A 20339-nucleotide genomic window follows, 5' to 3' on the forward strand; every position below is an offset into this window, starting at 1 on the left:
GCACGCGTGCCCGACGACGACCCGCCTCCCGCTCGCGACGCCGCGACCCGCCGTACCGACGCGCTGGACATCCTCACCACGCCCGCCGTCGACGTCTGGGTCGCGACCGCCTCCGCGACGGGAGCACCCCACCTGGTGCCGGTCTCGCTGGCCTGGGTGGGGGAGCGCGTCGTGATCGCGGTCGCCGCGTCGTCGGTGACCGCCCGCAACCTCGAGGCGTCGGAGCGCGCCCGGCTCGGCGTCGGCCCGACGCGCGACGTCGTGATGATCGACGCGGTCCTCGAGCGCAGCGTGGGCGTCGACGACGACCGCGGGCTCGGCGACGACTATGCGGCGCAGGCCGACTGGGACCCGCGCGGCCTCGTCGACTATGTCTTCCTGGTGCTGCGGCCCGAGCGGATGCAGGCCTGGCGCGAGTCGAACGAGCTGGTCGGCCGCACCCTCATGCGCGCGGGCGAGTGACTGGTGTGAGCAGCCCCGCCAGCACCTGCGCGACGCCCTCCTCCGCACACGGCGGAGCCACGTGGTCGGCCGTCTCGCGGACGCTCGCGTGCCCGTCGGCCATCGCGTACGACGTCCCGGCCCAGCTGAGCATCGCGATGTCGTTCGGCATGTCGCCGAACGCGACGACGTCGTCGCGCGCGACGCCCAACCGCTCGCAGAGCCCGACCAGCGCGCTCGCCTTGGTGACGCCGGCTGCGCTGATCTCGACCAGGCCCGGCCCCGACCAGGTCGCCGTCGCCAGGTCGCCGACGGCGTGCGCGACCGCCTCGCGGAAGGCGTCGTCCGCCCGCTCGGGATGGCGGACCAGCAGCTTGACCGCGGTCCGGTCCCAGATCTCGGCGAGCGGACCGCGCGGGCTGCCGTCGGGCACGGGATAGGGCTCGACGTACGCCGGGTCGAGGCGGATCCCGTCGACACACTCGATCGCGAACGCCGCCCCCGGGACCGCCGTGCTGATGGCGTCGACGACCTCGAGGCCGTGGTCCGGCTCGAGGCCGGTGACGGTCAGGACCTCGTGCGCGTGGACGTCGTACGTGATCGCGCCGTTGGAGACGATGGCCAGGCCGTGCTCGCCGACGTACTGCCAGAGCGGCTCCATCCACCGCAGCGGCCGGGCCGTCACGAACACGATGGGGATGCCGGCGGCGTCGGCATGACGCAGCACCTCCGCGGTGTAAGGCGGCACGACGGTGCTCTGGTCGGGGACGAGCGTTCCGTCGAGGTCGGTGGCGACGAGCACGTCGGTAACCTAGCCGCCATGCGAGCCGACGCCACCTTCACCGTGTCCGACTGGACGCCCGCCGAGCCGCCCGCGGGGGTCGGGGAGCGCACGCTCGTCGAGACCGCCGCGCCGATCGGCCTGGCCCACATGGTGAAGACGTTCGACGGCGACCTCAGCGGTCACGCGACGACCTGGTTCCTCGGTGCGCTCAACCACGCGGTGGGCTCGGGCACCTACGTCGCGATGGAGGCGTTCGACGGCACGCTCGGCGGCCGCCGCGGGACGTTCGCGCTCGCGCACGGCGCGTCCACGCACAGCGAGGACCGGTTCGACGAGTACTTCACGATCGTCCCCGGCAGCGGCACCGGCGAGCTGGAGGGGATCCGCGGTGGCGGGTCGCTCAGCATCGACGCCGACGGCACGCACCGGGTGGTCGTCGAGTACGAGCTCGGCTAGGAGAGGCGCTCGACGATCGCCGTCAGCTGACGGGCGAGCTCACCGATCTCGTCGGCGGCGAGGTCGCCGGCGAGGGTCTGGTTGACAGGTCGGAAGGCCCGGGAGCTCGCCCGGACGGCCGTCGTACCGAGGCCGGTGAGGGTGAGCCGTCGGGTCCGGCCGTCGCGGTCGGCCCGGGCCACGTGACCGGACTCGACGAGCCGCCGGATCATCGCGGTCACCGCGGACTCGTTGACGCCGAGCTGGGCCGCGACGTCACGCTGGGTCGTGTCGCCGGACGCGGTGATCGCGTTGAGGACGGCGATCTGCGCCACGGTCAGCCCGGTCGCGGCGAGCACCTCGCGGTCGGCGTACTTCCTCGAGAGGTGCGCGGCGAGCTGGAGCTGGTGGTAGAGCCGGCTCTCGTGGGCCGCTCGGGTGCTAGCCTGGGCCCCTGTCGAAGACTTCACTAGTGAAGTGTAGCGAAGGAGTGTCCGATGACGGCCTACGTGGCGGCCCAGTTCACGATCCACGACCAGGAGCGATACCTGCGCTACGCGCGGGCGTTCGCTGCCACCATGGAGGGCTACGACGGCGAGCTGCTGGCCGCCGACGTCGCGCCGGAGAGACTGGAGGGGGAGTGGCCGCATCGGAAGTTCGTCCTGATCCGGTTCCGGGACGCCGAGGAGGCGCGTCGCTGGGCGACGTCGCCGGCGTACCAGGAGATCTCAAAGGACCGCGTCGCCGCGACGGTCGGCACGACGCTGCTGGTCCGGGGGCTCGACGCGGCAGCGTGACGGCGTGATCCTCCCGAAAGTACGGGATCCTCGCTTCACCACGATCCGTCGTGGCGGGTCGTTGACCGACGCCGACCACCGCCTGCTGGCGCTGTGGGCGGCGGAGTGCGCGGAGCACGTGCTGCCGCTGTTCGAGGCCGAACGACCGGACGATCCGCGGCCCCGGGAGGCGCTGTGCGCTGTCCGGGCATGGACGCGCGGCGAGCTGCCGATGATGCGCACCCGCGCCGCCGGCGGTCACGCGATGGCGGCGGCCCGGGACCTGTGCGGGGCGGCCCGGTTCGCGGCGTACGCGGCCGGGCAGGCGGCGGTGGTCGCGCACGTGGCGGCGCACGAGCTGGGCGCGGCGGCGTACGCGATCAAGGCGGTGCGGGCCGCTGCACCGGGCGATGCCGAGGCGGTGGAGGCGGGGCGCGCCGAGTGTGCGTGGCAGCGGGACCGGCTGCCGGAGGAGATCCGGGCCCTGGTCATCGACGACCAGCGGCTGCGCAACGACCTCTGCTGGTCGGTCTTCTCGGTGTGAGCGGGCTCAGGCCGGCTGCCAGAGCTCGATCCGGTTGCCCTCCGGGTCGGTCACCCAGCCGAAGCGCCCGACGCCGTCCATCTCCTCGGTCTCGGCGCTCACGTCGGCGCCCTTCGCGCGCAGCTGGGCGAGCATCGCGTCGAGGTCGCGGACCCGGAAGTTGAACATCACCTGCTGCGTGCGGGCGCCGAAGTAGTCGGTGTCGGCCTCGAAGGTCGCGAACACCGTCGGCCCGGGAGCCTGCTCCCACGCGCCGTACTGGTCGGCGTCGAGGCCGAGGCAGTCGCGGTACCACGCGCCGAGCGCCTCCGGGTCGGACGCGCGCAGGAAGTGACCGCCGATGCCCAGGACTCGCTCCATGGGGTCAGCGTGCCATGTGAGGATGCGCCCATGCAGGTGCCGTCCTTCGAAGAGCTGCTCGAGCTGATGATCGCGGGCAACGACCCGTCGCCGGGGTGGTCGGGAACGCTCGTGGAGATCGCGGACGGCGAGGTTCGACGCTCGGTGAAGGTCTGGCGCTGGCGCGACCTGATCCGGGTGGAGGACCCGCCTGGTGACGCGCGGGTGCTGGCGGGGGAGCGGATGCTGTGGAGCGCGCGGACCGAGTATCAGGAGGAGGTCTGGGAACTGCGCGATCCCGACAACGCGCCGGCTGACGTCGGCCTCGCCCATCTGGTCGACCCGCGGGACTACTGGACCGAGTGGCTCTCCAGTGACCGCGCTCGGGTGAAGCGGACGCTGCACGCGATGACGTACGACGGCCGGCCCGCGTGGGAGTTCTCGATGCCGCGTGTGAAGGGCGGGTCGCCGACGGTGATCGTGGACGCCGAGCTCGGGCTGGTGCTGCGGATGGCGCGCGACGACATCGGATTCGCGGAGGAGTGGCACGACGTACGCGTCGAGCCGGACCTGTCGCCGTCCTTCTTCGCGCCGACGCATCGCGACCGCACGAAGGTGCTGCCGCTGCCGAACGGCGCGTCGGCACCGACCGACGACGAGCTGCAGCTGGAGAGCTGCCTTCAGCGCTTGCAGATCATGGAGGGCCTGGCCCGCGCCCTGGCCGACCCGCGGGTGCTGGTCGACGTACTGATGACGGGGCGGACGCTCGACGAGAGCCGGACCGCGTTGGTGCGGCGGTTCGGGCTCGACGAGATGCAGACGACGGCCGTGCTGGACATGCAGTTCAGGGTCATCAACGAGCAGGGGCGGGAGCGGATCTTCGACGAGCGGGACCAGCTTCTCCGGCAGGTCGCGGACCTCCGGCGCGGTGGGGAGTAGCGTCGCGGCATGGAGTCGGTCGCGCCGCGTCCCTTGGCGGTCACCGCGGACACGCGCCGGGTGCCCGCGGTGATGTGGGTGGCGCGAGGCGTAGGACCGGCGCCACTGGTCCTGCTCGGACATGGCGGGAGCGGACACAAGACCGCGACGCGCCAGCAAATGCTCGCCGAGCGGCTCGCTGGGGCCGGCGTGTGCGTGGTCGCGATCGACGGTCCGTTGCATGGCGAGCGGGCTCCGCGGCCGATGGCGCCGGGGGAGTACCAGGCCGAGCTCGTCGCACGCGGTATGGACATCGTCGTGCGCGACATGGTGGAGGACTGGACCGCCGCGATCGCCGCCGCCCGCGCCACGGGCGCCGGCGACGGCGGCCTCGGCTACCTCGGCATGTCGATGGGCACGCGGTTCGGCCTCCCGCTCGCGGCGGCGCTGGGGCACGAGCTCGCCTGCGTGGTACTCGGCATGTTCGGATTGGTCCAAAGTGAGGCATTGCATCCCGGCCTCCACGACGCGGCGGAACTGCGCGCGTGCGCCGCGGGCGTCGTGGCGCCGACGTTGTGGCACGTCACGTGGGACGACGAGCTGTTCGCGCGGGCGGGCCAGTTCGAGCTGTTCGACTGCGTGGGCGCTGCCGACAAGCAGGTCGTCGGCTTTCCGGGCGAACACGGAACGACGTCGCCGGACGCGGTGGATGCGTGGATCGGATTCCTGGTGCGTCACCTGATCGATCGGCCGGGCTTCGACCCCGGCAACCAGTTCGCCTGTCGCACGTGATCACGGCGTTACGGTGAGCGGCATGCTGCCCCTCGCCACACCGCGCCTGCGATTCCGCGAGATGGCCGAGGCAGACCTCGCCGACATCGCGAGCCTGGACCGCGGTGGCTCCCGCGGTCCGGCGGACTGGATCGCGTGGAATCTCGACAACTATGCCGAGCACGGGTTCGGGCTCTGGGTCGTGGAGACCCACGCCGGCGAGTTCGTCGGTGACTGCGGGCTGACGATGCAGGAGGTCGAGGGCGCGTGGCTCGTGGAGGCCGGTTGGCACATCCGCGCGGATCGGCGCCGGTCGGGTCTGGCGACCGAGGCCGCGGCCGCCGTACGCGATGCGGCGCGGGATGCGGGCGTGGAGCATCTGATCGCGATCATTCGGCCCCACAACGTCGCCTCGCAGCGGGTCGCGACGAAGATCGGCATGGTGCTCGAACGGGAGATCCACAAGAACGGTGGCCCCGCACTGGTGTTCGGCCTCGGACTGTCCCGCTGAGCGTCGTCGGCTACGTTCGCCCCATGGACTTAGCGCGCCGGATCGCAGCACGGGGGAGTGAGTTCCTGCTCTTCGCCTTGACTCCGCCTCGGGTCACGGTCGGTGCAGAGCGCGCCCAGGAGATCGCCGACGTGACCCAGAAGCGCCTCGCTGCACTGGATCTCGACGGTCTCGTCCTCTACGACATCGACGACGAGAGCGACCGCAACCCGGACGAGCGACCGTTCCCGTTCCTCCCGACGCTCGATCCGGCCGTCTTCCGCTCACAGCACCTGACCGGCTGGCGGACGCCGGTCGTGGTCTACCGCTCTGTCGGCAAGTACGACGAGGCAGAGCTCCGCGCCTGGCTGGAGACCCAGGACGCGGATCACGCGCTGACCGTGTTCGTCGGCGCATCGTCCCGGGACAAGCAGTCAGCGACCTCGCTCGTTCGCGCCCAGCGGCTGTGGGCGGACCTGCGGCCCGAGCTGCCGCTCGGCGGCGTCGCGATCCCGGAACGCCACACCCGCCGTGGCGACGAGCACCTGCGCCTGATCGCCAAGCAGGAAGCCGGATGCTCGTTCTTCGTCACCCAGGTCGTCTACGACGTCAACGCGGCGAAGAACCTCGTCTCGGACTATCGCTACGAATGCGCCGAACGCGGCCTCGAGCCGGTGCCGATCGTCTTCACGTTCTCGGTGTGCGGCTCGCTGAAGACACTGGAGTTCCTGGGCTGGCTCGGGGTCGACGTGCCGCGCTGGATCCACAACGACCTGCGTCATGCCGACGACACGCTGCAAGCGTCGTACGAGCACTCGGTCGGTGTCGCTCGCGACCTGATCGAGTACTGCCGACGGATCGGCGTCCCGTTCGGGATCAACGTCGAGAGCGTCTCGATCCGGCGCGCTGAGATCGAGGCGTCGGTGGAGCTTGCGACGGCACTGGGTCGGGAGCTACGCCGTGTCTGACCCCGTCACCCGCGACCTGCTCAGCACCTTCGACGGGGTGCGACGGCGGCTGTTCGGCCGCCTCGACGGACTGACCGACGCCGAATACCTGTGGGAGCCTGCCGAGGACAGTCTCAACATCGGCCCCCGCAAGGGCGGCAGCTTCGGCGTCGATGAGCTGTTCCCGGAGCCGGTTCCGGACGGGCCGGACCCCGTGACGACCATCGCTTGGCGCATCATGCACATCGGCACCGGCTGTCTGCGCGGCTACGTGATCCACTTCTTCGAGGACGTCCAGGACTTCGGCGACCGCCTCGCGTGGCCAGGCACCGCGGCGGAGGGACTCCAAGCGCTCGCCGAAGACTGGGAGCGCTTCGTCTCGCGGATCGCTTCCCTCGGCGACGAAGGCCTGCTGGCGCCGATGGGCCGCGGGCCCGGCGGCTGGGCCGACGAGCGTTACCTGAAGCTCGCGTTGCACGCCCTCGACGAGGTCGCGCATCACGGCGGAGAGATCGGGCTGTTGCGAGATCTCTACCTGCGCGAACGCCGCTGACAGGTGTCTGTCAGGGAAGCAGCTGGGAAGACCTGCACTGTTCCACGGGACGAAGCCCGCACCCGGTGGCGGTGACATAACGCGTGCGGACGTGCGTGAGCCGGAATGGCGGTGTTCGGGGAACCTCCGACATGCGGATCGTCGGCGTGACAGGGGTGCGCTGCGTCGCGCCAGCAGCGCGTCCTTGAGCGGCGTGGTGCGTGGACCACCCCATGGTGCGAGCGACATGGACCGGTCGCGGTCTCGAACGGGCCTCCGACCAGCAGTCGGCCCGCCGAAGAAAGGCACCGATAAGTGACATTATGTCAGACAGTGGTTGGAGGGGCAGGCGCTCTCAGAGCCGCTGGATCCGCCTGAACCACTTCCCCGCATGTCCTGTCTCATGTCCTGTCTCATGTCCTGTCTCAGTTGACTCGTCGCAGTCTCACTGGACCTGACGCATTCGAGGATCTGTCTCAATGAAGTTGACGCATCTGTACGGCGCGTCTCACTCGATCTGACGCAGACCGGGCGCACCCTCGAGGTATGCCATCGGCCGGCGCGGCGACTCTGGCGGTCGCCCGATGGGTGCTGGAGACGCACGCCGGGGAGTTCGTAGGCGACTGCGGCCTGACCATGCAGGACGTCGAGGGCGATTGGCTCGTCGAGGCTGGCTGGCACGTGCGTGCTCCGTTTCACTGAATCTGACGCAACTCGTCGGATCGCAGGTCGGCGCCGAACAGCAAGGCAGGGTCGCCGTTCTTCATCCACCACGGCGCTGCGTCATCCACCACGGCGTCGTTACCGGTCATAACCCCCTGGTGGATTCACGAACACCGAGTTACATGGGCGCCGGCAGCACCACCCATCGATCCGCCATGGAACGCACGCTCACGCCGCCGGCGCCAGGTTCCGCTCTCCGGGAACACGGCGCGTCCGCTCCCCCGCACCCGCCTAGCGTCCCGCGCACCCAGCGGAAGGAAGACCACCCATGTGGAAGTCGTCGGTCAAGCCGGTCCCGGCAGCCGAGATCCCGGAGTTCGCCCACGAGGCGGACGTCATCGTCGCCGGCTACGGCTGTGCGGGCGCGGCAGCGGCGCTCGACGCGCACGCGGCGGGCGCGCACGTCGTCCTGCTCGAGCGGCTGTCCGGAGGGGGTGGGTCGGCGGCGCTGTCGGGCGGCGAGATCTACCTCGGCGGCGGGACGCCGATCCAGGAGGCGTGCGGGTTCGCGGACACGCCCGAGGACATGGAGCAGTTCCTGCTCGCGGCGCTCGGACCCGACGCGGACGCCGCGAAGGTCCGGGCCTACAGCCGCGGCAGCCGTGAGCACTACGACTGGCTGGTCGGACACGGCGTGCCGTTCAAGCCGTCGCTGTGGGACTCCCCCACGTGGGTCCCGCCCACCGACGACGGCCTGATGTGGATGGGCGAGGCCGCCCACCCGTTCGCGGATGCAGCGACGCCCGCGCCCCGCGGCCACCGGGTCACCTCCGACGGCTTCGGCGGCAAGGTGCTCATGCAGGTGCTCAGCGAGGCGGTGGCGAAGGCCGGGATCCCTGTCCACACCGACACCGGCGCGCAGCAGCTCATCGTCGACGAGGCCGGCCGCGTCGTCGGGCTGCTCGCACGCAACTACGGCAAGGACATCGCCTACAAGGCCCGTCGTGGCGTCGTCCTCACGACCGGCGGGTTCGCCGACAACGCCGCCATGGTCGCCACGCACGCGCCGGTCCTGGCCGGACTTCCCGTCAACAGCGACGGCGGGGACGACGGCCGCGGCATCGCCATGGCGCAGGCGGCCGGCGCCGCCGTACGCAATATGGCCGCCGGGCAGGTCGGCATCTCGCTGGTGCCGGCCATGGCGATCCGCGGGATGGTCGTCAACGACCACGGCCAGCGGTTCATCAACGAGGACGTCTATCCCGGCCTCATCGGCCAGGCCGCGCTCTTCAAGCACGGACTGAAGGTGTGGGTGGTGCTCGACGAGGAGGCCTACGAGGAGGTCCCCGAGATCGAGCGCTGGGGCGTGCGACCGCACTTCGTGGCCGAGACGGTCGCCGAGCTCGAGGCCGAGCTGGGCATGCCCGACGGAGCGCTCCAGAGCAGCGTCGCGGAGTACAACCGGCACGCCGAGCAGGGCGCCGATCCCTACTTCCACAAGGCCGAGCGCTGGCTGCGGCCGCTGCGTGCGCCGTTCGCCGCGATCGACGTACGGCGTGGCATCGCCCCGCCCGAGTACGGCGAGACCAGCGGCGGCGGCGCGGAGGTCTTCACCCTCGGCGGCCTGGTCACGACCATCGACGGCGCCGTGCTCGACCACGACGGCGACGCCGTCCCCGGCCTGTACGCCGCCGGCCGGGCGACGTCCAGCATGCACGCGCGGGGCTACATCAGCGGGACGTCGCTCGGCGACGGCACCTACTTCGGCCGGCGGGCAGGGGCGGCCGCGGCTCAGTCCTGAGCGACTGCGGCGGGGCGGATCCAGCCCCGCCGCAGCCCCTCGTCGACGAGCAGCGAGGTCACCGATCCGAGCGACGTCGAGCCCGCGACCACCCCGGCCTCCCGCGCCCGGACCGTCGCCTCGGTCGCGCCCGGCATGCCCCAGGTCCCCCCGCCGTTGAGCCAGTTCAGCAGCATCGGCTCGAGCCGGTCCATGGCCTTGCCGAAGCGCGCCTCCGGCGTCGCGCCGGACTCGAACTCGTCCCACAGCGCCCGCATGGACGCGGCCTGGTCCGGGGGCAGCAGCCCGAAGAGCCGCGTGGCGGCGGCGGCCTCGCGCTCGGCCTGGTCGTCGGCGGCATCCGGCGCGAAGACCGGGCTGTCGCCGGCGTAGATCTCGACCAGGTCGTGGATCACCACCAGCTTGATCGCGTGGCCGACGTCGATCGGCTCGTCGGCGTACTCGGCCAGCAGGATCACCATCAGCGCCAGATGCCACGAGTGCTCGGCGTCGTTCTCCCGCCGGTCGGCCGCCGCCAGGGGCGACGCGCGCAGGATCGTCTTCAGCTTGTCGGCCTCCGCGACGAACCGCAGCTGTGCGGCCAACCGCTCGGGAACGCCGTCGGGTGGCGGGTTCCGGTCGATCAGCAGGCTCTCGTCAACGTCCACGCGCCCACGATCTCAGACCGGCGGACTCAGATCGACGGCGCGGTCGCCGCCGCCAGCACCTCGCCGCACGCCGCCGCGACCGCGACCGCGAGGCCGGCGGGCGTGTCGTCGTCCAGCTCCGGCACCAGGACATGGACGGCGCCCGATGCGTGCATGTCGACCGCCCGGACGCCCTGCGCCCGCGCCATGTCCGCAGCGTGGGTGACGTCACCGTGCACGATCACGCTCGCGCCCTCGGGCGGCAGCGGCGACAGCCACGCCCGCTCGGTCGCCACGACGGTGCGGGCCGGGAGCAGCGCGAGCGCCCCTCCCCCGCAGCCCTGGCCGAGCAGGACCGACACGGTCGGCACGGTCAGCGTCGTCAGGGTCGCGATGCAGCGTGCGATCTCGCCCGCCATGGCACCCTCCTCGGCGCGTTGGGACAGCTCGGCGCCGGGGGTGTCGATGACGGTGACCAGCGGGAGCCGGAGCTCCTCGGCGAGCCGCATCCCGCGCCGCGCCTCGCGCAGCGCTGACGGACCCATCGGCCCTTCCGGCGTCTGTCGGGACCGGTCCTGGCCGACGACGACGCACGGCTGGCCGTCGAGCCGGGTGAGCGCCACGAGGACGGTGCTGTCGCGCTCGCCCTCGTCGGTGCCGTAGAGCCGGACCGTGTCGGTGGCGCCGTGCCGCAGCAGATCCCGTACGCCGGCGCGGCCGTCGGCGCGCGTCTGCGTGATGCAGTCCCAGGCGTCGCGCTCGGTGACCGCACCGAAGCGCCGCGGCAGCGTCGACTCCGCCGGCGGGTCGACCAGCACGCTCAGCGCCCGGTCGACGAGGAGCGGCAGGTCCTCGGTCGGCACCACGGCGTCGATCACGCCGTGGGCGGCGAGGTTCTCCGACGTCTGCACGCCCGGCGGGAACGGCTCGCCGTTGAGCGCCTCGAAGACCTTCGGCCCCAGGAAGCCCACCAGAGCGCCCGGTTCGGCCACGGTGACGTGCGCGAGCGAGCCCCACGACGCGAAGACACCGCCGGTCGTGGGGTGCCTCAGGTAGGCGAGATAGGGCAGGCCGGCCGCGCGGTGCTCCATCAGCGCGCGCGAGATCTCGACCATCTGCAGGAAGGCGGGCGTGCCCTCCTGCATCCGCGTGCCGCCGGAAGCGGTCGCGGCGAGCAGGGGCAGGCCCTCGGCCGTCGCTCGTCGTACTGCGGCGACGATGCGCTGCGCCGCGGCCCGGCCGATCGACCCGGCCAGGAAGCGGAACTCGTTGACGACGACCGCCACCGGCCGCCCCCGCACGAGTCCACGGCCGGTGAGGACCGACTCGTCGGTGCCCGCCTTGAGGGCGGCGGCCTCGAGCTCGGCGACGTACGACGGCGCGAAGCCGCTGTGGTCGACCGGCTGGTCCCAGGACTGGAAGGTGCCGGCGTCGAGGACCAGGTCGAGCAGGTCGCGGGCGCCCAGCCGCGCGCTCACGACCGCACCCACGAGCGGACGTCGGCGCCGTGCTGATCGAGCGTCGGCGGCGCGCGGTGGCCGCGCGGCGTCTGCTCGTCGCCGTCGGCACCGAAGAAGCGCAGCGGCGGGCCGGGCAGGGTGAGCGGGCCGAGGGTCGGGTGCTCGACGTCGAGCAGCAGCCCCTGGCTGGCGGTCTGGTCCCAGGCGTAGACCTCGTCGAGTGTGCGGACCTTGCCGGCCGGGATGCCCGCCGACGCCAGCTTGTCGAGCAGCGCCGCCGCCTCCCAACCCGCGAACGCGGACTCGATGAGGGCGATCGTCTTGTCGCGGTTGGCCACCCGGGCGGGGTTGGTCGCGAGCCCGTCCTGCGTCGGGTCGAGGTCGAAGGCCGCGCAGAAGCGGGTCCACAGCGCCTCGGAGCCGACCGAGATCTGCACCGCGCCGTCGGCGCAGCGGAAGAGTCCGTAGGGCGCGATCGACGGGTGGTGGTTGCCCTGCGCGCGGCCGACCTCGCCCGCGACGGTCCAGCGGGTGCCCTGGAAGGCGTGCACACCGACGACCGCGGAGAGCAGTGACGTGCGCACGATCTGGCCGACGCCCGTCCGCGACCGCTCGTGCAGCGCGGCGAGGACGCCGTAGGCGCCGTACATCCCGGCGAGCAGGTCGCCGATCGGAACGCCGACGCGCTGCGGGTCCTCCGGACCGGCGCCGGTGAGCGACATCAGGCCCGCCTCACCCTGCGCGATCTGGTCGTAGCCCGCACGACCGCCCTCCGGGCCGTCGTGCCCGAAGCCGGTGATCGACAGCGCGACCAGGCGCGGGTTGCGCTCGAGCAGCGACTCGAGGCCGAGGCCGAGCCGCTCCAGGACGCCGGTGCGGAAGTTCTCGACGAGGACGTCGGCGCGGTCGATCAGCCCGAGCAGGACCGCGCGGTCGACGTCGTCCTTGAGGTCGAGCGCGATCGACTCCTTGTTGCGGTTGGCCGCGAGGAAGTACGTCGACTCCCGCTCCCCCGCCTCCGGCTCGACGAACGGCGGCCCCCAGCCGCGCGTGTCGTCGCCGTGGCCGGGCGCCTCGACCTTGATCACCCGGGCGCCGAGGTCGCCGAGCATCATCGTGGCGTGCGGCCCGGCGAGGGCGCGGGACAGATCGACGACCAGTACGTCGCAGAGGGGTCCGTGCATCGTTCCTCGTTCAGTCAAGGGGAAACCGTTGGATCAGTGGCCTAGCCAATAGGACACGCGGACAGTTGTCAATAGGATGGGCGCATGGCCGCAACGACCGGACGCCCGCTGCCCCCCAAGGTGACCCGGACCCGCTTGTACGAGCAGGTCGCCGAGCAGATCACCGCCTGGGCCGCCGAGTCCGGCCTGCAGGTCGGCGATCGGCTGCCGCCCGAGCGCGAGCTCGCCGTCCAGCTGGGCGTCAGCCGCGCGACCCTGAGCCAGGCCCTGGTCGCGCTGGAGGTCGTGGGCGTGGTCGCCGTCCGGCACGGCGACGGGACGGTCCTCGTGCGGCCGACGACCGCGATCATCACCCAGGCGATCCGCGACCACGCCGACCGGCTGCCCGAGATCATCGAGACGCGCGACGCGCTGGAGACCAAGCTCGCCGCGCTGGCCGCCGTACGCCGCACCGATGCCGACCTGGTCGCGATCGAGGCCGCGCTCACCGACATGGAGACCGACATCGCGGCGGGCGGGCGTGGCGTCGAGGGCGACGAGCGCTTCCACGCGGCCGTCACCGCCGCCAGCCACTCGGCACTGCTGGCCCGGCTGATGCTCGAGATCGGCCCCCTCGTCCGCGAGACCCGGCTCGAGTCGCTGTCACAGCCGGAGCGCCCGCGCTCCTCGCTCGCCGGCCACCGCCGGATCGCCGACGCCATCGCCGCCGGCGACGCCGCCGGCGCCGCGCAGGCGATGCACGAGCACATCGGCCTGGTCAGCGACGTCGCGCTGATCCGCGACGACGCGTGAGCGCGCTCGACCAGCTCGCCATCCTCGCCGCGGGCTTCGGCGCCGGCATCCTCAGCTCGACCGTCGGCGTCGCGTCGCTGCTCAGCTTCCCGGTGCTCGTCGCGCTCGGCATCCCACCGGTCGTCGCGAACGCCTCCAACTCGGTCGGCCTGATCCCGGCCGGCCTCGGCGGCTCGATCGGCTACCGCACCGAGCTGCGCAGTCACCGCCACGTCACGGGGGTCGTCATGACCTGCTGTGCCGTCGGCGCGGTGATCGGCGCGACCCTGCTGCTCGCACTGCCAGCGACGGCGTTCGAGGCCGCCGTCCCCTGGCTGATCCTGCTCGCCTGCGGACTGGTCGGCGCGCAGCCCTGGATCTCCTCCTGGCTCGCCCGCCACCGCCACGAGGACGACGGCCCCCGCCACACGATGACGGCGGCGACGACGGCGTTCGCGCTGCTGACCGGCGTCTACGGCGGCTACTTCGGCGCGGGCGCCGGCGTGATGATGGTCGCCGTCCTCGCCCTCGGCACCGACCTCGACCTGCGCTTCGTCAACGCGGTCAAGACGCTCGCGCTGCTCGCCTGCAACCTGGTCGCCGGCGCGATCTTCGTCCTCGTCGCCGACCTCGACTGGCGCGCCGTCGTGCTGCTGTCGCTGGGCTCGGTCGGGGGCGGCTACCTGGGCGCGCGGATCGGACGGCGGCTGCCCGCCGCGGTCTTCCGGGTCGCCGTCGTGGGCGCGGGCGTGGCCGCCGCGGCGTTCATGTTCTGAGTCGCCCGGCCGCGCGGAGCAGCTGCTCCTGGAGCGACCCCGCGGGCGCTGCCGCGGCTGCGTAGTAGCCGGCGCTCCGTAGCCGGTCGATGGTCGGCGTGGCCCGGAGCAGGCGCGCGCAGAGCTCGTCGCCGATGGTGTCGTCGGTGCCGCTGCCGACGGCGATGTCCCAGGCGTGCAGGGCCTGTTCGAGCATCCTCAGCTCCAGCAGCTCGCGCCCGACGATGACGCCGGCGGAGTGGGCGACCGTGTGGTCGAGCGCGCCGGGCGCCGCGAGCGCCTCGCGCAGGGCACCCTGGATCCGGTCGAGCGCAGCGACCGGATCGTCGCCCGCGAAGTCGACCGCACGGCTCGCGACGACCTCCTCGTCGGGCGCGCCCTCCAGCCACAGCCGGTAGCGAACCGCGTCGCCTACCACGTGCGCCGCGACGTCGCGGACCGTCCAGGCCTCGCAGGGCGTCGCCGCTTCCCACCGGTCGCCGGGGACGGCGGCGAGCCGCGCGCGCAGGAGCGCGGTCGAGAGGTCGAGCGCGTCGAGGTCGTGCATGCTCAGGCGAGGACGGCGACCGCGCCCGACCCGCCGTCCCACGTGGCGACGATCCGCGCCGCGCCGCCCGCGTCGACCGCGGCCACGATCTCGTGCAGGATCCGGAACTTGCCCTCGCCGGGTTCGCCCTCCAGCGCGACCGTCACCGACAGCGGCAGGTGATGGACCCGCTGCTCGTCGTCCCACAGCTCGACCTGCGCCTGCTCTTGCTCGCCGGCCAGCGCCCGCGCGAAGCAGCCGAGCGCGACCGCGTCGGTCGTGCCGTCGTAGGCCCAGCGGTGGCCGAGGACCGAGTGCTCGAGCGTGCCGATCAGGTCGGCGTCGTCGTAGGGCGCGCCGCGGTAGGTCACCGGGACGTGCAGCAGCCGCTCCCCCAGGCGCACGATGAACGCCTCGACGCCCACCTCGCCCTCCGGGTCGTCGTACCGGTAGGCGCCGAGGATCTCGACCTCGCCCGGGCCCGCCCAGTCCTGGGTCGGCAGCCAGGCGGTCAGCAGCTCCTGCTTGCTCGGGGTCAGTGTCGCGCGGTGGACGATCGCCATGGAATCAGCCTAGAACGCGACGTCGACGTAGTGCTCGACGACCGGGAACGGCTCGTAGAACTCGTGCAGCAGCGCCCGCCACTCGTCGTACTGCGGCGAGCCGCGGAAGCCTTCGGTGTGCGCCTCGACGCTCTCCCACTCGACGAGCAGCAGGTAGAGGTTGGGCGACTCGAGCGAGCGGCGCAGGCCGAGGCTCACGAAGCCGGGCATCGAGGAGATGATGCTGCGGGCCTTGGCGAAGGCGGCCTCGAACTCCTCCTCACGGCCGGGGATGACGGGAAGGACGGCGTGCTCCATGATCACGCCGCGATTGTGGCAGTCCTGCGGTCAGCGCACGCGGATGCCGTCGACGATGACGTCGACCAGCCCGTCGACCCAGGCGTCGTCGACGGCCTCGCGACCGCGCATCACGATGGCGACGAGGGTGGTGCCGAACACCATCTCGATGAACAGCCCCAGGTCGACGTCGGCGCGGGACTCGCCGCGCGCGGCCGACTCGGCGAGCCGGGCGGCGAGGCTCTCCCGGCCACCGGCGAGCAGGCGCGAGCTGAGCTCGACCTCGAGTGCGTGGTCGGCCATCAGCTCGCTCATCAGCGCGGGCGTGGCGCGGCGCCCGTGAGGCGATCCGACGTTGCCGAGGCAGCGCTCGACCACGGCGCGGACCTCGGCGCGGAGGTCGCGCACCTCATCGGCAGCGACCATCGAGTCGGTGGGATAGACGGCCTCGTGCACCAGGTGCGCCTTCGAGGCCCAGCGCCGGCGGATGGCCGGCACCGACGTCCCAGCCCTCTCGGCGATGGCGCGGAAGGTCAGGTCGGCGTACCCGACCTCGGCGACGAGGCCGCGGGTCGCGTCGAGCACGGCCTCGTCGATGCGGGTGTCACGCGGACGGCCCGCGGCAGCGGCCTCGCTCATTCCCCCACCTCCTCGTTCGCCTGGTCGGGTCCGGTCGACGCGCGTTATCGCGAACCCCTTGACGCGACCCGTCACCGTATTTATGTTTCGTATCACAACGCAATGTAATCCGGATCACCCTGGAGCGCCAGTGACCCCCACCTTCCCCTACGGCTCGATCGCGGAGCTGCTGCTCGCCCGAGCCGAGGACGACCATCCCGCGCTGCTCTTCGGCGACCGGTCGCTGACCTGGCGCGAGCTCGTCGCGGCCGCGCGGGAGCGGGCGACCGTGCTCACCCGGCTGCGGCGCGAGGGACGGCCGTGGCACGTCGGCGTCCTCATGGACAACGATCCCGAGTTCCTGCTGCTCATCGCGGGCGCGGCCCTGTGCGGAGCGACCGTCATCGGGGTCAACCCCACCCGGCGCGGCGCCGAGCTCGCGGCCGACATCCGCGGGACCGACTGCCAGGCGCTCGTCGTCGGTACGACGCACCGCGCGCTGCTCGACGACCTCGACCTGGCCACCGACGCCGAGGTCGACTGCATCGACGTCCTCGACCAGGACGGCGAGCGCTACCGCGCCCTCCTCGCCGACGCCGCCGCGAACCCGATCGCCACCACCGCGCCGCCCGGCATGGAGCACACCCTGCTCCTGCTCTTCACCTCCGGCTCGACCGGCGCCCCGAAGGCCGTCATCTGCTCGTCCTTCCGGCTCGCGGTGATCGGCCAGCTCAACCGGCACGGTCTGGTGCGCGAGGACGTCGCCTACTGCGCGATGCCCCTCTTCCACGGCAACGCGCTCATGGCCGCCTGGGCGCCGATCCTCGTCGTCGGCGGCACGATGGCGATGCGGCCGCGGTTCTCGGCGTCCGGCTTCCTGCCCGACGTGCTGAGGTTCCGCGCCACCTTCTTCAACTACGTGGGCCGCGCGCTCTCCTACATCCTGGCGCAGCCGGAGTCGCCGAAGGAGGGCACCACCCGGCTCCGGTTCGGCTTCGGCACCGAGGCGTCGACGCGCGATCGCGAGGAGTTCGTCCGTCGCTACGGCTGCCGGATCGTCGAGTCCTACGGCTCCTCCGAGGGGGTCTGCGCGATCCTGCGCGGGCCCGACACCCCCGAGGGCGCGCTCGGCCGGCCCGAGGAGCAGATGGGCCTCGAGATCCTGAACGCCGGCGGCGAGATCTGCCCGCCCGCGGAGTTCGCGCCCGACGGGCGGCTGGTCAATGCGGCCGAGGCGATCGGCGAGATCGTCGTCCGCGGCGGGGCCGCGCGCTTCGAGGGCTACTACAACAACCCGGCCGCGATGGCGGCGAAGGTCCGCGACGGCGACTACTGGACCGGCGACCTCGCCTACGCCACCGCCGACGGCAACTTCTGGTTCGCCGGGCGCAACTCCGACTGGATCCGCGTCGACAGCGAGAACTTCGCGACCGCCCCGATCGAGCGGATCCTCGCCCGCCACCCCGCCGTCGCCACCTCGGTCGTGTACGGCGTACCGGACCCCCGCACCGGCGACGAGGTGATGGCCTCCCTCCTGCTGCTGCCCGGCCGGCGGATCGAGGCCGCCGACCTCGACACCTTCCTCGACGCGCAGCCCGACCTCGGCACCAAGTGGCGCCCGCGGCTGGTCCGCGTCGTGGACGACCTGCCGCTGACCGGCACCGGCAAGCTCGACAAGCAGGTGCTGCGCCGCCAGGCCTGGCTGGCCGACGACCCGGTGCTGCTCGCCACCGCCGACGGCTATCGGCCCTTCACCGAGCAGGACCTGACCGAGCGCGAGGCCGCGTTCGTCGCGCACGGCCGACAGTCGCTCCTCCCCTGACCATCCCGTGCATCCCGCGCTTCACCCCAGGAAAGGCATCAACCCGTGATCGAGCTCAACCGCAACCACCTCGTCGACTTCATCACCGAGCGGCTCGCGACCACCGAGTCCCCGCGCCAGCGCACCATGCTCGAGCGGATGCGCGTGCACGCCGCCGCCGAGCGCGACGGCGACCTGGAGACCCTGGTCGGCACCCTCGGCGAGGCCACGAACTACCACTTCTGGGAGCTCTCCGGCGACGTCGGCCCCAAGACCCGCGAGGGCGTCTCCGACTACTACCGCAACCTGGTCGAGAACAACGGGCACGTGCTGGAGTTCTTCTGCGAGCGGATGGTCGTCGACGACCACTGCATCGTCATCGAGGGCCGGCTCACGATGATCCAGCCGGGCGCGCTGATGGTGCAGCACCCGATGGCCGGCGACTTCGCCGAGGCCGACAAGAACTACCTGATCCGGATGCGCAACGTGATCTTCTGGTCCTTCGACGAGGACCTGATGATCATCGGCGAGGACTCCTACACCGGCGGCCCGATCGAGATGCGCGTCCTCGAGGACGCCGAGCTGCCGGCCGACTTCGCCGCCCTCGTCGCGGGCTGAGCACGCCCGACGGCGATACTGCGCTGCATGAGCGAGCAGCGCAGTGTCGTCGTCACCGGAGCCGCCGCGGGCATCGGCCGGGCCATCGCCCGGCGCTTCCATGCCGCCGGCTACCTGGTCGGCGCGTACGACGTCGACCGGACCGGCCTCGAGAGTCTGGCCGCCGAGGTGGGCGAGCCCGGCCGGATGGTCACCGGTGCGCTCGACGTCCGCGACGCTGCCGAGTGGGGGCAGCGTCTCGCCGCATTCACCGAGCGCACCGGCGGCCGGCTCGACGTCCTGGTCAACAACGCCGGGATCCTCAGCAGCGGCCGGTTCACCGACATCCCGCTCGACGCGCAGCAGCGGATCGTCGACGTCAACGTCAAGGGTGTCCTCAACGGCTGCCACACCGCGTATCCGTATCTGAAGGCCACGCCCGGCGCACACGTCGTCAACCTCGCGTCGGCGAGTGCGATCTACGGCCAGCCCGAGCTGGCGACGTACTCGGCGTCGAAGTTCGCGGTCCGCGGGCTCACCGAGGCCCTCGACCTGGAGTGGGCAGCCGACGACATCGCAGTGCGAGCGGTGTGGCCGCTGTTCGTGCAGACCGCGATGACGTCCGACATGGACATCGCCTCGACCCGCTCGCTCGGCATCCGGCTCACCGCCGACGACGTGGCGAAGGAGGTGCTCGACGTCGTCCGCCCGCGCCGGCTCCCCCAGCCCGTGCACCGCGCGGTGGGCGCGCAGGCCAAGGTGCTGATGGCGTCGTCGGGGCTGGCGCCCTCGTGGATGCTGCGTCGGATCAACGCCCGGATCAGCCGCTGATCAGCCGCTGACCCGGGGCAGTGCCTTCTCGACCAGGTCGCTCGTCCAGCCGGCCGGGTCGTCGGTCGGCGGCATGATCGACGCGAGCGTGACGCCGAGCGCGGCGTACTGCTCCATCTCGCGCACGAACCGCTCCGGCTCGGCGACCGGGTCGCCGAACCACAGGATGGTCTTGCGGATCTCGTCGTCGTCGCGGCCGACGTCGTCGCAGTGGCGGCGCAGCACCTCGAGCTTGCGGCCCACGCCGTCGGGGCCCTCGCCGGTGAAGAGATTGCACGCATCGGCGTACTGGGCGACCAGGCGCAGGGTCTTGCGCTCCCCCTGCCCCCCGATCACGATCGGCACCCGGCCGTGGACCGGCGGCGGGACACAGATCGTCTCGGCCAGCCGGTAGTGCTCGCCCTCGAACGGGCCGTCGTCGTCGCTCCACATCTGACGACAGATCCGCAGCGTCTCCTCGAGCCGCTCGAACCGTTCGGCGACGGGCGCGAACGGGACGCCGAGTCCGAGGTGCTCCCGCTCGTACCAGGCCGCGCCGATGCCGAGCCAGGCCCGGCCGCGGGAGAGGACGTCGAGCGTGGTGACGATCTTGGCCAGCAGGCCGGGACGGCGGTAGCTCACGCCGGTCACGAGCAGGGAGAGGTTCATCCGCTCGGTGCGACCGGCGACGAAGCCGAGCGTCGTGTAGCCCTCGAGCATCGGCTCGGCGGGGCCGCCGGCCATCTCCATCTGGAAGTAGTGGTCCATCGCGGTGAACAGCGTGATGCCGCCCTGGTCGGCGATCTGCGCGGTCTCGGCGAGACGGTCGGTGAGGTGGGTCTGCCACTCGGGGTGGCTGAAGGAGGCGTAGTGGATGCCCAGGTCCATGT

The 20339-nt window shown here is 72.2% G+C and carries 26 protein-coding genes; 15 read left to right on the forward strand and 11 right to left on the reverse strand.

Annotated features, from left to right (window positions below; all coding sequences use genetic code 11):
- Positions 1-6: 6 nt before the first annotated feature.
- A complete protein-coding gene (locus AB4880_RS23960) occupies positions 7-462 on the forward strand; it encodes a pyridoxamine 5'-phosphate oxidase family protein (RefSeq protein ID WP_367921738.1) in 456 nt (151 codons plus the stop codon).
- Here the strand turns inward: AB4880_RS23960 and AB4880_RS23965 are convergent.
- Complete coding sequence (locus AB4880_RS23965) at positions 443-1243, reverse strand: HAD family hydrolase (protein ID WP_367921739.1); 801 nt, start codon at positions 1241-1243, stop codon at positions 443-445. The genes AB4880_RS23960 and AB4880_RS23965 overlap by 20 nt on opposite strands.
- Before the next feature lie 18 nt (positions 1244-1261).
- Between AB4880_RS23965 and AB4880_RS23970 the strand changes: the two genes are divergently transcribed.
- Positions 1262-1681: a DUF3224 domain-containing protein gene (locus AB4880_RS23970; protein WP_367921740.1), complete on the forward strand. Its 420-nt coding sequence runs from the start codon at positions 1262-1264 to the stop codon at positions 1679-1681.
- Here the strand turns inward: AB4880_RS23970 and AB4880_RS23975 are convergent.
- Positions 1678-2130: a MarR family winged helix-turn-helix transcriptional regulator gene (locus AB4880_RS23975; RefSeq protein ID WP_367921741.1), complete on the reverse strand. Its 453-nt coding sequence runs from the start codon at positions 2128-2130 to the stop codon at positions 1678-1680. The two genes, AB4880_RS23970 and AB4880_RS23975, sit on opposite strands and share 4 nt — an antisense overlap.
- Positions 2131-2157: 27 nt before the next feature.
- Between AB4880_RS23975 and AB4880_RS23980 the strand changes: the two genes are divergently transcribed.
- On the forward strand, positions 2158-2457 hold the full coding sequence (locus tag AB4880_RS23980; RefSeq protein ID WP_367921742.1) for a DUF1330 domain-containing protein: 300 nt from the start codon (positions 2158-2160) through the stop codon (positions 2455-2457).
- Between the two features lie 4 nt (positions 2458-2461).
- Entirely contained in the window at positions 2462-2980 is a 519-nt protein-coding gene (locus tag AB4880_RS23985; RefSeq protein ID WP_367921743.1) for a putative immunity protein, read from the forward strand.
- 6 nt (positions 2981-2986) lie between these two features.
- On the opposite strand, the gene AB4880_RS23990 is transcribed toward AB4880_RS23985, so the two are convergent.
- A complete protein-coding gene (locus AB4880_RS23990) occupies positions 2987-3340 on the reverse strand; it encodes a VOC family protein (RefSeq protein ID WP_367921744.1) in 354 nt (117 codons plus the stop codon).
- A gap of 30 nt (positions 3341-3370) precedes the next feature.
- Here AB4880_RS23990 and AB4880_RS23995 point away from each other — a divergent pair, with 30 nt between their 5' ends.
- The 6 genes from AB4880_RS23995 (at position 3371) to AB4880_RS24020 (ending at position 9441) form a co-directional block, all read left to right on the forward strand.
- Positions 3371-4258 (forward strand): hypothetical protein, encoded by an 888-nt coding sequence (locus tag AB4880_RS23995; protein WP_367921745.1) that lies wholly within the window; start codon positions 3371-3373, stop codon positions 4256-4258.
- A gap of 9 nt (positions 4259-4267) precedes the next feature.
- Positions 4268-5029 (forward strand): dienelactone hydrolase family protein, encoded by a 762-nt coding sequence (locus tag AB4880_RS24000; protein WP_367921746.1) that lies wholly within the window; start codon positions 4268-4270, stop codon positions 5027-5029.
- A gap of 22 nt (positions 5030-5051) precedes the next feature.
- Positions 5052-5519, forward strand: a complete 468-nt coding sequence (locus AB4880_RS24005; RefSeq protein WP_367921747.1) for a GNAT family N-acetyltransferase — start codon at positions 5052-5054, stop codon at positions 5517-5519.
- Positions 5520-5542: 23 nt separating this feature from the next.
- On the forward strand, positions 5543-6466 hold the full coding sequence (locus AB4880_RS24010) for a methylenetetrahydrofolate reductase (RefSeq protein ID WP_367921748.1): 924 nt from the start codon (positions 5543-5545) through the stop codon (positions 6464-6466).
- Positions 6459-6998, forward strand: a complete 540-nt coding sequence (locus AB4880_RS24015; RefSeq protein WP_367921749.1) for a DinB family protein — start codon at positions 6459-6461, stop codon at positions 6996-6998. Before AB4880_RS24010 ends, AB4880_RS24015 begins: the two co-directional genes overlap by 8 nt.
- Before the next feature lie 970 nt (positions 6999-7968).
- A complete protein-coding gene (locus tag AB4880_RS24020) occupies positions 7969-9441 on the forward strand; it encodes an FAD-dependent oxidoreductase (protein WP_367921750.1) in 1473 nt (490 codons plus the stop codon).
- On the opposite strand, the gene AB4880_RS24025 is transcribed toward AB4880_RS24020, so the two are convergent.
- From AB4880_RS24025 to AB4880_RS24035, 3 genes are read right to left on the reverse strand one after another with little or no spacing between them, the layout of a single operon-like run.
- Positions 9432-10088 (reverse strand): HD domain-containing protein, encoded by a 657-nt coding sequence (locus tag AB4880_RS24025; protein ID WP_367921751.1) that lies wholly within the window; start codon positions 10086-10088, stop codon positions 9432-9434. The two genes, AB4880_RS24020 and AB4880_RS24025, sit on opposite strands and share 10 nt — an antisense overlap.
- Positions 10089-10114: 26 nt before the next feature.
- Complete coding sequence (locus AB4880_RS24030; RefSeq protein ID WP_367921752.1) at positions 10115-11545, reverse strand: carboxyl transferase domain-containing protein; 1431 nt, start codon at positions 11543-11545, stop codon at positions 10115-10117.
- Entirely contained in the window at positions 11542-12711 is a 1170-nt protein-coding gene (locus tag AB4880_RS24035) for a CaiB/BaiF CoA transferase family protein (protein ID WP_367921753.1), read from the reverse strand. The genes AB4880_RS24030 and AB4880_RS24035 overlap by 4 nt, the downstream gene beginning before the upstream one ends.
- An 84-nt stretch (positions 12712-12795) precedes the next feature.
- Between AB4880_RS24035 and AB4880_RS24040 the strand changes: the two genes are divergently transcribed.
- Both AB4880_RS24040 and AB4880_RS24045 read left to right on the forward strand, forming a co-directional pair.
- Positions 12796-13503, forward strand: coding sequence for a FadR/GntR family transcriptional regulator (locus AB4880_RS24040; RefSeq protein ID WP_367921754.1), 708 nt, complete (start codon positions 12796-12798; stop codon positions 13501-13503).
- A complete protein-coding gene (locus AB4880_RS24045; protein WP_367921755.1) occupies positions 13500-14258 on the forward strand; it encodes a sulfite exporter TauE/SafE family protein in 759 nt (252 codons plus the stop codon). The genes AB4880_RS24040 and AB4880_RS24045 overlap by 4 nt, the downstream gene beginning before the upstream one ends.
- On the opposite strand, the gene AB4880_RS24050 is transcribed toward AB4880_RS24045, so the two are convergent.
- Genes AB4880_RS24050 through AB4880_RS24065 form a run of 4 tightly spaced genes read right to left on the reverse strand, consistent with a single transcriptional unit; the run spans position 14248 to position 16262 of the window.
- A complete protein-coding gene (locus tag AB4880_RS24050) occupies positions 14248-14805 on the reverse strand; it encodes a TIGR03086 family metal-binding protein (RefSeq protein ID WP_367921756.1) in 558 nt (185 codons plus the stop codon). The genes AB4880_RS24045 and AB4880_RS24050 overlap by 11 nt on opposite strands.
- Before the next feature lie 2 nt (positions 14806-14807).
- A complete protein-coding gene (locus tag AB4880_RS24055; RefSeq protein ID WP_367921757.1) occupies positions 14808-15347 on the reverse strand; it encodes a maltokinase N-terminal cap-like domain-containing protein in 540 nt (179 codons plus the stop codon).
- A 9-nt stretch (positions 15348-15356) separates the two neighbouring features.
- On the reverse strand, positions 15357-15644 hold the full coding sequence (locus AB4880_RS24060; RefSeq protein ID WP_367922005.1) for an antibiotic biosynthesis monooxygenase family protein: 288 nt from the start codon (positions 15642-15644) through the stop codon (positions 15357-15359).
- A 30-nt stretch (positions 15645-15674) separates the two neighbouring features.
- Positions 15675-16262: a TetR/AcrR family transcriptional regulator gene (locus AB4880_RS24065; RefSeq protein ID WP_367921758.1), complete on the reverse strand. Its 588-nt coding sequence runs from the start codon at positions 16260-16262 to the stop codon at positions 15675-15677.
- A gap of 130 nt (positions 16263-16392) precedes the next feature.
- On the opposite strand from AB4880_RS24065, the gene AB4880_RS24070 reads away from it, so the two are divergent.
- The 3 genes from AB4880_RS24070 to AB4880_RS24080 are packed head-to-tail and all read left to right on the forward strand — an operon-like array spanning position 16393 to position 19470.
- Positions 16393-18063, forward strand: coding sequence for an AMP-binding protein (locus AB4880_RS24070; protein ID WP_367921759.1), 1671 nt, complete (start codon positions 16393-16395; stop codon positions 18061-18063).
- A gap of 45 nt (positions 18064-18108) precedes the next feature.
- Positions 18109-18660: a hypothetical protein gene (locus tag AB4880_RS24075; protein ID WP_367921760.1), complete on the forward strand. Its 552-nt coding sequence runs from the start codon at positions 18109-18111 to the stop codon at positions 18658-18660.
- 27 nt (positions 18661-18687) lie between these two features.
- Positions 18688-19470 carry an SDR family oxidoreductase gene (locus tag AB4880_RS24080; RefSeq protein WP_367921761.1) on the forward strand — a complete coding sequence of 261 codons (783 nt, stop codon included), beginning with the start codon at positions 18688-18690 and terminating at the stop codon, positions 19468-19470.
- Here the strand turns inward: AB4880_RS24080 and AB4880_RS24085 are convergent, their stop codons facing one another.
- The gene (locus tag AB4880_RS24085; RefSeq protein ID WP_367921762.1) at positions 19471-20337 is read right to left on the reverse strand and encodes an LLM class F420-dependent oxidoreductase; all 867 of its coding nucleotides are present in this window, start codon (positions 20335-20337) and stop codon (positions 19471-19473) included.
- Positions 20338-20339: the final 2 nt, after the last annotated feature.

The sequence above is a fragment of the Nocardioides ginsengisoli genome, from assembly GCF_039537225.1.
Classification (GTDB): Bacteria; Actinomycetota; Actinomycetes; order Propionibacteriales; family Nocardioidaceae; genus Nocardioides; species Nocardioides ginsengisoli.